At 55.5% G+C, this 14,886-nt stretch carries 15 protein-coding genes and 1 other RNA gene; 7 read left to right on the plus strand and 9 right to left on the minus strand.

The genetic code is table 11. The features are described 5' to 3' along the window. The coding region (locus ACWIUF_RS15290) for a DUF3082 domain-containing protein (RefSeq protein WP_448573363.1) at positions 1-315 on the plus strand (315 nt) is incomplete at its 5' end. Positions 316-331: 16 nt separating this feature from the next. Here ACWIUF_RS15290 and ACWIUF_RS15295 read toward each other — a convergent pair. Beyond that, entirely contained in the window at positions 332-973 is a 642-nt protein-coding gene (locus ACWIUF_RS15295; RefSeq protein WP_448573364.1) for a hypothetical protein, read from the minus strand. Positions 974-1,228: 255 nt separating this feature from the next. Here ACWIUF_RS15295 and ACWIUF_RS15300 point away from each other — a divergent pair, with 255 nt between their 5' ends. Then, positions 1,229-1,951 carry a WecB/TagA/CpsF family glycosyltransferase gene (locus ACWIUF_RS15300; protein ID WP_448573365.1) on the plus strand — a complete coding sequence of 241 codons (723 nt, stop codon included), beginning with the start codon at positions 1,229-1,231 and terminating at the stop codon, positions 1,949-1,951. Here the strand turns inward: ACWIUF_RS15300 and ACWIUF_RS15305 are convergent. The 7 genes from ACWIUF_RS15305 to ACWIUF_RS15335 form a co-directional block, all read right to left on the minus strand. Next, positions 1,948-2,673, minus strand: coding sequence for a C40 family peptidase (locus ACWIUF_RS15305; protein WP_448573366.1), 726 nt, complete (start codon positions 2,671-2,673; stop codon positions 1,948-1,950). The two genes, ACWIUF_RS15300 and ACWIUF_RS15305, sit on opposite strands and share 4 nt — an antisense overlap. A gap of 189 nt (positions 2,674-2,862) precedes the next feature. After that, positions 2,863-3,248, minus strand: a transfer-messenger RNA (tmRNA) gene (gene ssrA / locus ACWIUF_RS15310). A 158-nt stretch (positions 3,249-3,406) separates the two neighbouring features. Further along, positions 3,407-3,709, minus strand: a complete 303-nt coding sequence (gene rpsN / locus ACWIUF_RS15315; protein ID WP_448573368.1) for a 30S ribosomal protein S14 — start codon at positions 3,707-3,709, stop codon at positions 3,407-3,409. A 133-nt stretch (positions 3,710-3,842) separates the two neighbouring features. After that, positions 3,843-5,672 carry a ribonuclease J gene (locus ACWIUF_RS15320; protein ID WP_448573369.1) on the minus strand — a complete coding sequence of 610 codons (1,830 nt, stop codon included), beginning with the start codon at positions 5,670-5,672 and terminating at the stop codon, positions 3,843-3,845. A gap of 354 nt (positions 5,673-6,026) precedes the next feature. Beyond that, complete coding sequence (locus ACWIUF_RS15325) at positions 6,027-6,173, minus strand: hypothetical protein (protein ID WP_448573371.1); 147 nt, start codon at positions 6,171-6,173, stop codon at positions 6,027-6,029. After that, on the minus strand, positions 6,170-7,054 hold the full coding sequence (gene dapA, locus ACWIUF_RS15330; protein ID WP_448573372.1) for a 4-hydroxy-tetrahydrodipicolinate synthase: 885 nt from the start codon (positions 7,052-7,054) through the stop codon (positions 6,170-6,172). The genes ACWIUF_RS15325 and dapA overlap by 4 nt, the downstream gene beginning before the upstream one ends. Positions 7,055-7,223: 169 nt before the next feature. Further along, positions 7,224-8,264, minus strand: coding sequence for an aspartate-semialdehyde dehydrogenase (locus ACWIUF_RS15335; protein ID WP_448573374.1), 1,041 nt, complete (start codon positions 8,262-8,264; stop codon positions 7,224-7,226). Positions 8,265-8,774: 510 nt separating this feature from the next. Here ACWIUF_RS15335 and tig point away from each other — a divergent pair. The 5 genes from tig (at position 8,775) to ACWIUF_RS15360 (ending at position 14,467) form a co-directional block, all read left to right on the plus strand. Then, positions 8,775-10,223, plus strand: a complete 1,449-nt coding sequence (gene tig / locus ACWIUF_RS15340) for a trigger factor (protein WP_448573375.1) — start codon at positions 8,775-8,777, stop codon at positions 10,221-10,223. Between the two features lie 205 nt (positions 10,224-10,428). Then, positions 10,429-11,118 (plus strand): ATP-dependent Clp endopeptidase proteolytic subunit ClpP, encoded by a 690-nt coding sequence (clpP, locus tag ACWIUF_RS15345; RefSeq protein WP_448573376.1) that lies wholly within the window; start codon positions 10,429-10,431, stop codon positions 11,116-11,118. A gap of 9 nt (positions 11,119-11,127) precedes the next feature. Continuing rightward, positions 11,128-12,477 carry an ATP-dependent protease ATP-binding subunit ClpX gene (gene clpX / locus ACWIUF_RS15350; RefSeq protein WP_448573378.1) on the plus strand — a complete coding sequence of 450 codons (1,350 nt, stop codon included), beginning with the start codon at positions 11,128-11,130 and terminating at the stop codon, positions 12,475-12,477. Positions 12,478-12,482: 5 nt separating this feature from the next. Beyond that, entirely contained in the window at positions 12,483-13,370 is an 888-nt protein-coding gene (locus tag ACWIUF_RS15355) for an alpha/beta fold hydrolase (RefSeq protein WP_448573380.1), read from the plus strand. Between the two features lie 362 nt (positions 13,371-13,732). Further along, positions 13,733-14,467, plus strand: coding sequence for an LOG family protein (locus ACWIUF_RS15360; protein WP_448573381.1), 735 nt, complete (start codon positions 13,733-13,735; stop codon positions 14,465-14,467). Between the two features lie 209 nt (positions 14,468-14,676). Here ACWIUF_RS15360 and ACWIUF_RS15365 read toward each other — a convergent pair. After that, positions 14,677-14,886: DUF4351 domain-containing protein (locus tag ACWIUF_RS15365; protein ID WP_448573382.1), on the minus strand; the 210-nt coding region annotated here is incomplete at its 5' end.

Consider the following 14,886-nt stretch of genomic DNA (forward strand, 5'->3'; position numbering starts at 1 on the left):
GCTCATGCCGTCACCCCCCCCGGCAAATTTCAACCCACCCCCCTACGCTGTCTCTTGGGAGCCGTCATGTCGGCAGCGTTTGCCTTGGGCTTGTATGAACTGACCTACGCGATCGCGGCTACCTTTGCCCATAAACCCATCACGACAACCAATACGATCGCCCTCAATATTGGGGTCGCTGTGCGCACCCTAGTGGTGGGGATTGCGGCCCTAGGGATGGGGGTTTTTGGTATCACGGCCCTGGGACTATTGGCCCTGGCCATCCAATTGGCGCTGACCAAACGACAAAAATCGCCATCAACGCCCGAAGCCTAGGGTGATGTATCCGCGCTTAGGCGATCGCGAAACTGGGCGATGGGGAGAACGACGGGCTGGCGGGCTGGACATTCGCTTGGAAGAAAGCCGTGGGGGAGACACGTTGAATGGGTTGGGCGTCGGGTTCAAGGACGCAAACGGCATAGCCTTGGGAAGCCGCAAAGACGATCGTCACATCCCCCCGATCGGTGATCTTGGCAACAATGTCAAAAAGGCGATCGACATTGGTTTCCAAGCGGAAGAGGCTGTAGTATTGCCCCGACACCTCGACGGCTTGTAGGGATTGACTCAGATCGGGAACCTGCACAGTCCAAAAGGGAAACTGATCCGGGGTGACCAGCAACTTAAAAGCAGCCGGGGGCAGACGCTTGGGCTTAACTGCGGGGACAGACTTCAAGCGAGCCTCTGGTTCCCAGACCCATAGGGTATAGCCCTTGTTCGTTTTGGTGACGATCACTTCGTCGCCGCGCTGGTGCAGCTTGATCAAGACCTTGAGGACGCGCTCGCTCTCGGTCAGGGTTTGAAAGAGGCTGTAGCAGCGATCGTCCAACTGAATGGCGGCCAGCGGCTGATCAAGCTCAGGCACAAGAATATGACACGTTTGGTATTGGTCGCGGGAGGTCAGGAGTTTGCAGGAAACGAAGGCAGCTTGAGTCATGGGTCGCGATGAGTGGGGGTGGCGAAACGACGGCAGGGAATGCTATTTAATGCATCCTATAGAATTAGATTAGAACTAATGTTACATTTTGTCAACATAGTTGATATTTTAGTACAGGTGTGGTACAGAAATCAGGCCAAGGATCGTTCTGATATGCTGTTATGAGTTTTTCCTACTGGCACCTGATTGTCGATGAGCATAGGCCATGAGGCTAGATCTGTTTTAGGTAGTCGGATTGATGCAACAAGCTATGCTGTGGCTTGCGATCTGATTCAGGCTTGGGCTGAGGCGGGTAAGTCCTGCTACGTTATTGCGGCGAATGTGCATGTGGTGATGACGGCCTACTGGCAGAGGACTTTTCAGCAGATTGTGAATCAGGCCGCTTTGGTCACACCGGATGGAATGCCCCTCGTGTGGGCGCTGCGGCTGCTGGGCATTCCAGAAGCTTCTAGGGTATATGGACCAGACCTGATGCTGGCTTGGTGCGATCGGGCGGCCCAGTCAGGTTTGCCCCTTTACCTCTATGGGGGAACGTCAACGATGTTAGAGAAACTGGTCGATCGCTTAAAGGCGGCCTTCCCAGGGATTACGATCGCGGGTAGTTATGCCCCCCCTTTCCGCCCGTTAACCCCTGAGGAGGAAGCAGCCGATGTGGCTCGCATTCGTGAGAGTGGGGCCAAGGTATTGCTGGTGGGGCTAGGGTGTCCGAAGCAGGAGCAGTGGATGGCTCGCCATCAGGGTCTACTGCCCCTAGTCATGATAGGGGTGGGTGCAGCGTTTAGTTTCCATAGTGGTGAGGTTTCCCAGGCTCCCCGTTGGATGATGAAGGCGGGGTTGGAGTGGTTATACCGCTTGTTAGTAGAACCCCGGCGCTTGTGGCGGCGCTATTTGATTAATAATCCAGCCTTTGTGGTGCTGATGGGTTGGCAATTGCTACGTTACTGGCTCACGGGTAAACCTTCAATGCCCTCATGTTAGGGAGTCTCCAACCAGCAACGATCGTCCCCAGGTTGGTAGCTGCGGGTAACGCGCCCACCGCCCCGAAACTGGGCAAGATAGGTTTGGCTAACCGGTTCATCCGAGTCAGTCAGCCAATCAATCCCAATGCCATTGCGTCCCTGATCCTGGCCCGAACTGTGGATATAGCGATCGCCACCCAGGTACAGGCCCACGTGGGTTGCCTTAGTAGCAGGGCCAAAAAAGACTAAATCGCCGGGACGTAACTCGGAACGCGCCACCGGTTGACAAAATGCCTCCTGCTGATAGGCATCCCGCGGCAACCAAATCCCACTGGCAGCAAACGCAGCTTGCATCAACCCGGAACAGTCGTAGTTGGGAGCAACCGTCCCCCCCCAAAGATAGGTGTTGGGCACCGCCATCGCGGCCTGGGTAAAGGCAATCACCTGGGGTAGGCAGGCTTGAATGTCTGCGGCTGTGCGCACGGGCGCTTGGTAGGGTTGGGGAGCAAGGGTTAGCTGGTCAAAATCTGCCCCTGCCAACCAGCCCGGATACTCGTCTTCGCATAGCTGTACCCTTAGGGCTAGCGTCATCCCGGTTGGGGGGAACGGGTCCAACGGGATCAAATACCGGCCTGCGGCGGCTTGAGTCGCTAAGCGGTCACAGGCAGGACTATCGTAGAGGGCGATCGGGCGGCGGGTCTGATAAATCCCGGCTGGCACATCCCTCAGCGTTGTGGACATGGACAAGTTAATCATTGAGTACAGGTGTAGGCGTCCTCAGTAGGCTAGGTTAGCAACCGTCTTAAACCACTGCATGATCCCTTTCGACACAGCCAACCCAAGGGTTTACTGAGGGTTGGGGCGGTCATCGGTGACCACCCGTCAAACAAGCGTCAATAAAAAAACCTCGATAAATTTCGAGGATTAATGGAATGGAGCTGGGCAGAATCGAACTGCCGTCCGCAATGGGTATTAACCTTCCGATCGTTCACAGGCTTAGCACTTCTGACCCTCAGTGCGGGAACTATCCTGTAACCCTGGACAGGCAGGGACTCTGGTGAGTCTTAGCTAAGGGGCGACCAGAGGCACCACCCTAGAGCATCCGTTGGGGTTGGTCTATAGTCCTTAACGGAGTCAGACTACAGACGCTCGCACCTTGTTAGGGAAAATTAGGCAACAGCAACTGCCTTACGAGCAAAAGGAACGATGTTGTTCGCATCTACGTTTGTTTGAGCCTTTGATTTACGAGAGGCGACTCACTCTCGGCCTGAATCACGGAACAGTGTTCGCCACCACGTCGAAACCGTTACAGCCCCGTGTATCTCTACTGCTATCCTATCACCTTTCCGGCGCAAGTGGGGGGTGACAACCGGGCCAGCAACCGTTGGCAACCCGGCGATAACTAGGAAAAACGCGATCGGGGGGATAGCCCATGTGCGCGTGATCGGGCGCGATCGCTCACCCGCATTGGGTTTTACCAGCTAGACTTAACGACCCCAGGCAGCAACCCTTGGTGGGCCATTTCCCGAATCACATGGCGCGACAGACCAAAATCACGGTAGTAGCCACGGGGGCGTCCCGTCAGCCAGCACCGATTGCGCACCCGTGTTGGCGAACTGTTACGGGGCAGTTGTTGCAATTGGCGGTGAATCGCCATCTTTTCCTGTTGGTTGGTCGCTGCCATGAACTGCTGCTTAAGTTCAGCCCGCTTGTCGGCATACTTTTCGACCAGGCGTTGGCGCTTGCGCTCCCGCTCGATCATTGATTTTTTAGCCATGAGACCCGGTGGTTTCCTTAAAAAGACACAATCTTCATCATATAACAGCAGGGTAGGCGTTGCCCACCCCACTGTGCATCCGTGCATCCGTCGTGCATCCCTAGGGTTGGGGTATCCCGCGCATCTCGCGCACCTAGGAGGCCACGCTTGCGGTGCGTTTCCGGGTCCTGACCCCAACGATCGTCTTCTCTGGGGCGGGTTTGTCGGCTACGGTTACCGATGGCTGCCCTGGGGGCGGGCTGGCTGTTTTTGCGGTATCCCCCGCGAGGGATTGCATCATAAAGAGCAAAAGGGGATTGCTTTGGAGTTCACGACGCAGCAACCGTTGCAAATCCCGTTCAATTTGCACTTGCAGACCGGCCCAGTCAATTTCCCATTCACCCTCAAAATTACGGGCAAAGTCGAGCCAGCGTTCGCTCAGGGTATTCCGAATGCAGTCATCAATCCACTGTCGCAAGGTGGGGCGTTCGATCGACATCACCACACCCTTGAAATGGACTTCTGGCTCAGTCACCAGCTTGCCCTTGGTATCAATAACCGCCGCGATCGTCACAATGCCATCCTCAGCCAGTTGTTGCCGCTCCTTCAGGACCCGATCGTGGACAATGCCCGAACGGGACGTATCCACCAGTTCAATCCCAGCCGTCACCCGACCGGCGATCCGGATCGTGTCAGCGCTGATTTCAACTATATCGCCGTTATCGACGATCACCATATTCTCGGCAGGAATCCCCATTGACTGGGCTGTTTGGGCGTGTTGCACCAGCATCCGGTGTTCGCCGTGGACAGGCATAAACAGTTTGGGTTTGGTCAGGGCTAGCATCAGTTTCTGATCCTCCTGACAGCCGTGCCCGGAAACGTGAATCCCCTTGTCCCGCCCATAGATGACCTTGGCCCCCTGCATCATGAGCTTGTCGATCGTATTGACTACGGCGATCGTATTACCGGGAATTGGGTTGGCCGAGAAGACCACCGTATCCCCTTGGCGGATCTTGACCTGGCGATGCTCCCCATTGGCAATCCGGGTCAGGGCCGACAGCGGCTCACCCTGGGAACCAGTGGTGAGGATGAGAACCTGGTCATCCTTCATTTGGCGGATCACGTTTAGGGGTTGCAGCAGGTTATCGGGACACTGGATATAGCCGAGCTTGCGGGCCTGGGCAATGACATTCAGCATCGATCGCCCCTGCACCGACACCACTCGACCATGCTTCTGGGCCAATTTCAGGATAATGTTCACCCGATGCACAGAGGAGGCAAAGGTGGTGACCAACAAGCGCCCCTGGGCTTCGCGGAAAATGCGATCGAGGTTGGGATAGACCGACTGCTCCGAGGGCGTGAACCCTGGAATTTCGGAATTGGTCGAATCGCTGATCAGGCAGAGGACTCCCTTTTCACCGTATTCTGCCAAGCGTTGCAGGTCAAACCGTTCCCCATCAACGGGCGTATGGTCGATCTTAAAGTCACCCGTGTGGATAATCACGCCAACAGGGGTATGAATCGCGACGGTAAAACTATCGGCGATCGAGTGGGTATTGCGAATAAATTCGACAAAGAAGGACTCACCCAACCGGACCACATCCCGGGGGCGTACCGTGCGTAATTCCGTGCGATCGGCAACTCCCGCTTCCTCTAGCTTGCCCTGTAACAACGCCATCGCCAGCCGGGGACCATAGATCACCGGAATTTCAAACTGGCGTAGGTGGAAGGCAATCCCCCCAATGTGGTCTTCGTGACCGTGGGTAACGATCATCCCCTTAATGCGATGACGATTTTCCACCAGATAGGTCATGTCGGGGAGGACAATATTCACCCCATGCATCCCATCGGTCGGAAATGCCAGCCCCGCATCTAACAAAATAATTTCGTCGTTATATTCAAAAACACAGGTGTTTTTGCCAATTTCATGCAACCCACCGAGGGGAATGACTTTAACAACAGAAGTGGATCTGCTTTTACTCATGAGTGTCCTTAGAAACAATAAAGATGAAGAAAGATCAAGCAAACAACGTTCAAAGCGGGTGCGGCGGGCAGGTTGGCAAGTAGCGTACCAACCCATCTCCTGGTGGCCCCGACGGCAGTACTCAGGTTAGTCAGGGTGAGTCAAGGTCCTTGGGAATTGTGGTCCGTATCCATCATCCATGTCATCAATCATCCATGTTGTCCATCATCCATGTCGTCAATCATTCCTGTCATCACTTGAGGCAGCGGGTAACCCTTGCGTATTTGGTCTTGAGGACTGACATTCGAGGTGGGGGGCATCGTTACCGGGGGATGGGCTAGGCAATTATCTAAGAAATTTAGACATTCAGTCGGTTCATGCTGATCGCGATTGGGGCACTTCCCCCCCCATCACTGCTAGCCATTCGTAGGGGTAGGGGGTGCCAAGCTGACTACCGAGACAATTCGGGTTAATGGGGCCATTCTCTAGGCGGTCGTCCTGGGTCAGTCGGATCAGCATCATAACAGGGCAAGGTCAGATAGCGCTGTTTTTAGAATGGCTGTTGCCTCCGGTGTGATCTCGCACAGGGGCGATCGCGGCGAACCCACAGCCCAACCTTGGAGCCGCAGGGCTGCCTTCACTGGAATGGGGTTGGTCATGGTAAACAATGCCTTAAACAAAGGGAACAACCGCAGATGCAGTTCGCTGGCGGTAGCAACTTGGCCCGCTTGAAATGCCTGCACCATCTGCTGGATCAAGGGTCCCGCCACATGGCTAGCCACGCTGATTACCCCCTGGCCGCCCACCGCCAGCAGGGGTAAGGTAAGGGAATCGTCACCCGAGTAGAGGGCAAATTCTGGGGGCGTTAAGCGTCGGATTTGGCTCACCTGATCGAGGTTACCACTGGCTTCTTTAATCGCCACAATATTGGGAATTTCCGCCAAACGAACGACGGTTTCGGGTTGGAGGTTTTGTCCCGTCCGCCCAGGAATATTGTAGAGAATCAAGGGTAGATCGGGACTGGCCGCCGCGATCGCCCGAAAGTGTTGGTAGAGGCCCTCCTGGGGGGGTTTGTTGTAGTAGGGTACGACTTGCAGGGAACCCGCCAACCCCAACTGGGCAGCCTTTTGGGTATGGGCCACCGCCTCAGCCGTGGAGTTGGACCCGGTACCGGCAATGATGGGGGTGCGATCGCCAACCGCCTGCTTGACTACCCGGAAAAGTTCGTATTCTTCCTCCCAACTCAGGACAGGGGATTCTCCGGTCGTCCCACAGACAACCAGGGCATCGCTGCCGTGATTCACCAGGTAGTCGGCCAGTTTTTCCGCAACGGCATAGTTTACCTGCCCCTCCGCATCGAAGGGGGTAATCATCGCCGTCATCACCCGCCCAAAATTCACCACCCGTTTATCCTCAACCTAAATCTTGAATGGATTGCACCCCGCCGATCCAAGGACGACTGTAGGGTCGCTATGGCGCCGCGATCACCGCCCCTGTGGGTCCCGCGACCAGGATTAAGCCACCCCGCTCCGGGTTCATCTCGCCTAGTCTGCGCCCCTATTCCAGCTAAACCTAGCCAACCACTTGGGGCTGGGGTGAGAGCAACTGACGGGCGACCAATAACTCGGCAATCTGCACCGCATTCAGGGCCGCTCCCTTACGGATTTGATCGCCACTGAGCCACAGTTCTAACCCACAGGGGTGGGAAAGGTCTTGGCGAATCCGGCCTACCAGTACGTCATCCTGGCCACTGGCATCCAGGGGCATGGGGAAGGTATTGGCCTGCCAGTCCTCCACCAGCGTCACCCCTGGCGCTTGGGCAAGGGCCGCACGGGCCTGCTCAACCGGGAAAGGCTGGCTGAATTCCAGGTTAACCGCTTCGGAATGGGCACGCAAGACGGGAACCCGCACACAGGTCGCTGTAATTTGCAGATCGGGTACCGCAAAAATCTTACGCGTTTCCTGAATCATCTTCACTTCCTCTTCGCAGTACCCTTGCTGGTTCAAGCTGGAGTTGTGGGGGAAGAGATTGAAGGCGATCGGGTGGGGGAAAATGTTTGGCGCAGGGGTTTCCCCCCGCAGGACGGCCTGGGTTTGCTCCGTCAGTTCCCGCATGGCCTGGGCACCGGCCCCACTCACCGACTGGTAGGTGGCCACGATAATCCGCCGCACGGGCTGGATCTGGTGCAGGGGCCAAACGGCCATGTTCATCAAAATGGTTGAACAGTTGGGGTTGGCAATAATGCCGTGGTGCTGGGCTGCCGCATCGGGATTAATTTCGGGAATGACTAGGGGCACTTCCGGGTCCATGCGGAAGGCACTGGAGTTGTCCACCATGACCGCACCCGCCGCCACGATCGCCTCGGCCCACTGTTTCGAGGTTTTACCGCCCGCCGAGGCCAACACTAAGTCCACCCCATCAAAGGCTGAGGCTTCGACGGGCTGCACAGGCAGGGCTTCCCCCTTGAAGGACAAGGTTTTCCCCGCCGATCGCGGCGATGCCAAAAGTTTAAGGTCAGCCAACGGAAAGTTACGACTGTCGAGCAGTTCCAGTAACTCGGTACCCACAGCCCCTGTGGCACCCAAAATGGCAACTCGGTAGGACCGTTGCAAGCGCTCTGCCTCCTTAAGATTTGCTAAAAGTGATTACCTGAATTTTTGAGGATGAGTCCGAATCATTCCGACCGATCATATAGATGCAATCGATTGCGAGATTTGCATTACCTGAAACCTGCCCACGCGCGCCTGACACGCAGCCAAACGCTGGCATGGGCCTGCTTCTCAGATTATCGCATCCCAGGCGTTCCGCCTACCACTGCCCGTCCGGCTGAATGAGGAGAACAACGATCGCGGACGGATGCGGACATGAGAGAATGGAGCGATCGTGATATCCTAAATCCTCCCCAGTCGTCCAGCCCACTCGTTTACCTAGGACGCAGTACCGCCGGGGTACACTCGCCGGGGTCTAGGCAAAAGCGCCCCCTTGACCTTACGGGATCAAGGCACTGTCGTAAACGGGTCGGTTGGGTAAGCGGGGGTGACCGGGGCGAGGAGCGCTCCAGCGCTCCGTTGCGGATAATGGTGTTGTTTTGAATTGGACTGCGACAGTTGACAGGAGTATTGATGAAAGTTACCCAGGAAAAGTTACCTGCTAGTCGTCTTGAACTGGAAGTAGAAGTCCCGCCCGAAACCGCCAAGCAGGCGTATGAGCGGGTGCTACAAAAGTTTATGCGCACCGCAGAGATTCCCGGCTTCCGCAAGGGCAAAATCCCCCGCCCGATTCTCCTGCAACGCATCGGGACCCAACGGATCAACGCGGCTGTTCTGGAGGAAGTGATCGAAACGAGCCTCCAAGCAGCTATCAAACAGGAGGATATTGCGGCGATCGGCGAGTTTGACCTACGCTCCGACTTCCAAACCCTGGTCAACCAGTTCAATCCCAGTGAACCGATTAGCTTTCGCGCCGTTGTTGATATTTGGCCAGAAGTCAAGATCAAGCAATATACCGGACTATCGGTGCAGGCAGAAGATATTCAGTATGACCCGCAGCGGGTTGACGACACCCTGGAGAATTATCGATCGCAACTGGCAACCCTGGTCCCCGTAGAAGGCCGTCCTGCCCAGATGGGGGATACGGTGGTGGTTGACTACGAGGGTCGGTTGACCGATGAGAGCCTGGCCCGGTTACGGGAACAAGAAGATTTTGACGAAGCGAATTTGGAGATTCCCGGTCTCAGTCAAACTGACTTCCAGTTAGAACTGAAGGAAGGGCGTTTCTTACAAGACTTCCTTGACGGCATCGTTGGCATGAGCCTGGGTGAGGAGAAGACAGTAACGGTGTCTTTCCCAGAGGACTATACCCATGAAACCTTGGCAGGGCAGTCAGTGATCTTTAGCATCACCCTTAAGGAACTCAAGGAAAAGGAACTGCCGGACTTGGATGACGACTTCGCCCAGGACGTGAGCGACTTTGAAACCTTGGCCGAACTGCGCGCATCCCTGGAAAAGCGTTTCCAAGAAGAAGCGGAACAAGCCCGTAAGGCCAATGGTGAGGATGCTCTCCTCAATGGCCTCCTCAAACAAATTGAGACAGAACTGCCAGAAACCTTAATCCGTCAGGAGATTCAAACACTCTTCGCCACCCAAGCCCTCCGCCTGAGTGAACAGGGGATCGATATCAAACGCCTTGTCACCCGTGAAACGGCCCCCGCCATCCAGCGCGAGTTTCGTCCCCAAGCCATCGAGCGGCTCAAATTGTTTACCGCCCTCGAGGACATTGCCCAGCGGGAGCACCTTCAGGTCGAACCGGAAAAGCTTCAGGCGCAAATCGCCAAAATGGAGCAGGATCTAGGGAACCAACCCTACGATCCTGACCGCCTTAAAGACATGGTTGAGAAGGATCTCCTGCGGGAGCAAGCCCTCGCCTGGTTAGCCGAGCACAACACGATCGAGTGGGTTCCGGAAGGCACCCTCAGCAAGGATGACGAGGGCGATGCTGCGGCAGCTAATGATGTCTCCGAGCCTGAGGATGCCGATGTAACGGAAACCGCAGCAGCAAGCACCGATAGCTAGGCTTCGCGTAAAAAGTTGAGGGTCGCCTGTTAGTCCCTGGAGAGTTAGGGCATAATGAGGTCAGAGAGCCTGAGTTTAGCAATCGTTCTCACCTGCCACGATCCCCAGAGACTTCTCGGAATCCGTAGGGGTGGATGGGTTGATTCGTTAAGGTAGCGGTTGTCTTGTTTCGCCAACTCGTGTTGTTTCGCCAACTAGGTGGTTGATGTCTCAATTCAAGTATTTGCTACACAGTCGTTCCCGATCACCGGAGATCTTCGCCACTGCCGAGGCCAATGTGGTGCCGATGGTGGTGGAGCAGTCTGGGCGCGGCGAGCGGGCCTTTGATATTTACTCGCGCCTGTTACGGGAGCGGATTGTTTTTCTGGGTACCCCCGTTGATGATGCCGTTGCGGATTCGATCGTGGCCCAACTCCTCTACTTAGAAGCCGAAGATCCGGAAAAGGATGTCCAACTCTACATCAACTCCCCCGGTGGTTCCGTCACGGCGGGCATGGCGATTTATGACACGATGCAGCAGATCCGCCCAGATGTTGCTACGATCTGCTTTGGGTTAGCCGCCAGCATGGGGGCCTTCTTGCTCACTGCTGGCGCACCGGGTAAGCGCTTGTCACTCCCCAGCTCCCGCATTATGATCCACCAGCCCCTAGGGGGTGCCCAGGGTCAAGCGGTGGATATCGAAATTCAGGCTAAAGAAATTCTTTACCATAAAAACCAGCTTAATCGCCTATTGGCCTTCCATACTGGGCAACCCCTAGAGCGGATCGAACTCGATACCGAGCGTGACTTTTTCATGTCCGCAGAGGAAGCCAAGGACTACGGTCTGATCGATCGGGTCATTGCCCGCAGTTCCCAAGCCGCCTCCACCCTATCCCCTGTTACAGCAGTCAACTGAGAGGCAGATATGTCTAAGTACGACTCCCATCTCAAGTGCTCCTTCTGCGGCAAGTCGCAGGAACAAGTTCGTAAGCTGATTGCTGGACCGGGAGTCTACATCTGCGACGAATGCGTCGATCTCTGCAATGAGATCCTGGATGAAGAACTGTTTGATGCGGCGGGGAGTGCGGCCCCCCAGCAGGCGGTTTCGCGTAAGGACCCAGCCTCCGAGAAGCAGCGGACCCGTTCTACTCCCCTCACCCTCAGCCAGATCCCCAAGCCCAGGGAGATTAAAAAGCACCTGGATGAGTATGTTATTGGCCAGGACGAAGCCAAGAAGATTCTCTCGGTTGCCGTTTACAACCATTACAAACGGCTGAGCTTTGTCCAGTCCCAGACATCCGGGAAAACCCCTGCCGAGGATGGGGTGGAGTTACAAAAGTCCAACATTCTGCTGATTGGTCCCACGGGAAGTGGTAAAACCCTGCTGGCCCAAACCTTGGCCCAGATTTTGGATGTGCCCTTTGCGGTGGCGGATGCGACGACGCTGACGGAGGCGGGGTATGTCGGCGAGGATGTGGAAAATATCCTGCTGCGGTTGCTACAGGTCGCAGATCTGGATATTGAAGAGGCCCAGCGCGGCATTATCTATATTGACGAAATCGACAAGATTGCCCGCAAGAGCGAAAACCCCTCGATTACTCGCGATGTGTCCGGTGAGGGGGTCCAGCAAGCGCTCCTGAAAATGCTGGAGGGGACGATCGCTAATGTGCCGCCCCAGGGGGGGCGTAAGCATCCCTATCAAGACTGCATCCAGATCGACACGAGCAATATTCTGTTCATCTGCGGTGGGGCTTTTGTTGGTCTCGATAAGGTCGTGGAGCAGCGCACCGGCAAGAAGTCAATGGGCTTTATTCAACCGGGGGATACCCAGTCGCGGGAAAAACGCATGGCGGATACCCTCAAGCAGGTAGAGCCGGAGGATCTGGTTAAATACGGCATGATTCCGGAGTTCATTGGCCGGATTCCCATGACGGCGGTGCTCAATCCGCTGGACGAAGAAGCCTTAGTGGCGATCCTGACTCAGCCGCGCAATGCTTTGGTGAAGCAGTTCCAAAAGCTGATGAAGATGGACAGTGTGCAGTTGGAGTTCAAGCAAGAGGCGGTACGGGCGATCGCGCGGGAAGCCTATCGCCGCAAGACGGGGGCACGGGCGCTGCGGGGCATTGTCGAAGAATTGATGCTAGAGGTGATGTACGAACTGCCCTCGCGGAAGGATGTCACCCGCTGTACGATTACCCGCGAGATGGTCGAGAAGCGATCGACGGCGGACCTGCTGCTCCACCCATCTTCCCTCCCCAAGCCTGAATCAGCATAAGTCACATGGCCTATCTTCCGGTTCGGGGTGTTAACCACTACTACGAGTGGATCACGACATCGGCAACCCATGAACGCACGGGAAAACCCGTCATGGTTTTTCTCCACGGTTGGGGTGGGTCCTGTCGCTACTGGCAGGGAACTGCCCAGGCACTCACACATCAATTTGATTGTTTGCTCTACGATTTGCGTGGGTTTGGTCAGAGTTGCTTACCGCCGAATCGGGCGAATTCGGTGCCCGTCGATCGCGCTGAACTGGTTAATCACTATGCGCTTGAGACTTACGTTGAGGATCTACTCACCCTACTAGAGCAGTTAGCCCTCGATCGCGTTTATCTCCATGCCCATTCCACCGGGGCCTCGATCGCCCTATTATTCTTGAACCGGTATGGCGATCGGGTTGAGCAAGCCATCCTCACCTGTAACGGTATCTTTGAGTATGATGCCCAAGCCTTTGCGGCGTTTCATCGGTTTGGCGGCTATGTCGTCCAGTTTCGGCCCCGCTGGCTCGTGAAAATTCCGGGGATTGAACGGCTTTTTATGGCCCGTTTTCTCCATCGCCCCCTGGCCAAGGCCCTTCAAGTCGCGTTTCTGGAGGATTTCCTCATGGCGGACTACGCTGCTGCCTTGGGGGTGATGTTGGCGGCGGTGAGTGAGCGGGCGGCCAAGACCATGCCGCAGGAATTTGCCCAACTGACCGTGCCTACCCTGTTGATATCGGGCGAGTACGATCAGATTATTCCGGCGGCGATGGGGCGCAAAGCTGCTGCCTTGAGCAATCGCATTACCTTTACGGTGATGCCCCAAACGGCCCATTTCCCCATGCTGGAAGATCCGGTGGCCTATCTTCACCAGGTTCAAGCCTTTCTTCAGGGACAACCGGCTACCTGTTAGGATAAATACATAGAGTTATAGGTACTGGCGACGATCGGCAATCCTATTCGTAATGACGACTAAAGTCGTCACTACTAACTACCCAGTGCGGGGTAACGATTTCAGTCGTTTAAGTTCCAATAAGTTCCAAGATAAGTCTCCTATTGAGGAAGCGATATGAGGCTGATAATGATCGCGGGTAGGTACCCTTTAGACTGATATGATCCCTGATTGCTTCATGCTTATTACAGCCCATTTTAATCGCAGTTTTTATTGACAAGATATCGATTTTCGTCTCCATACTTGGCCTGTTGCCCGTGAATTCGTCTCCGTCTGATCGACCATCTAACCCCCATGATTGTCCGGTTACTCCCTCCCATTCGGTGCCGATCGGGGAAGGCGATGCAGCCTTTGCGATCGTCCAGGAAGCGGTGTTGGGTCTGTGGGAAGTGGTGAACAATTTAACGCGGATTCGACCGCCGAAGCAGGAGCGGTATCGCGTGACGATTTTTGGCTCGGCGCGGATGCATCCCCATGACCCGCTTTATCAGGGAGTGCGCCACTTGGCGAGTGAGTTGACCCGTATGGGCTGCGATATTGTCACCGGGGGTGGGCCGGGTTTGATGCAGGCGGCGAATGAGGGGAGTGTGATCGCTGATCCGCAGGATTTAACGAAGTCGATCGGAATTCGGGTGGATCTGGATTTTGAGCAGGCGACGAATCCCTTTGTAGAGCAACTCTACTGCCATCAAACTTTTTTCTCGCGGCTGCACCATTTTGTGTTGATTTCCGATGCTTTTGTGGTAGTGCCGGGGGGCATTGGCACGACGTTGGAGGCGCTGATGATCTGGCAATTGCTTCAGGTGCGGCAACTGCGGAATACGCCCTTTATTTTGATTGGATCGATGTGGGCGGATTTGACCGCTTGGGCTAAGCAATATATGCTGGCGACGACCCCAACAATGGCCGATCCGGCGGATCTCTCAATTCCCACGTGTGTGGATGATTTTGAGACGGCGATCGCGCTGCTGCAGGCAGACCATAGTCGCTGGCGCCAGGCGAATGGGTTAGGGGTGTGGAAGCCGTCGTCTGAGCTTGGAGTAACCGAGGCGGGTTAAGGCTTGGCTGGCGCAAGGGGGGGTAGGGGCGATCGTTTGCCGCAGCTATTAAAACACCCCGTCCGGATCAGCCTATTCTATTTCAGGCTCGCTTAGTAGAGAATACAGCACTTCCATAGCTGGTGAGGTACAGACAAGGGGCTTAAGCCCCTTGTTCGCAAGGCTTGACAGTACTTCATTGGTGATCCCGCTACTCTCCAATTTTGGGGTTAGGTGGATGGGCAATTGGTATGCTGCCTCAACCAATCCAGCAAATCCACTCTTTGGTCAAACTCCAACAATGCTTCGCCCAATGCCTCCAATTGGGTCACGGATAATGCTTGAATCTGGGCCACGAGGTCAGCCTCCAACCGGCCCAAGCGTCGTTGCAATAACCGTACCACTAAGGCCGCTTCCCCTTGTTGCAGTCCTTGTTGCAG

The sequence above is a fragment of the Trichothermofontia sp. genome, from assembly GCF_053493415.1.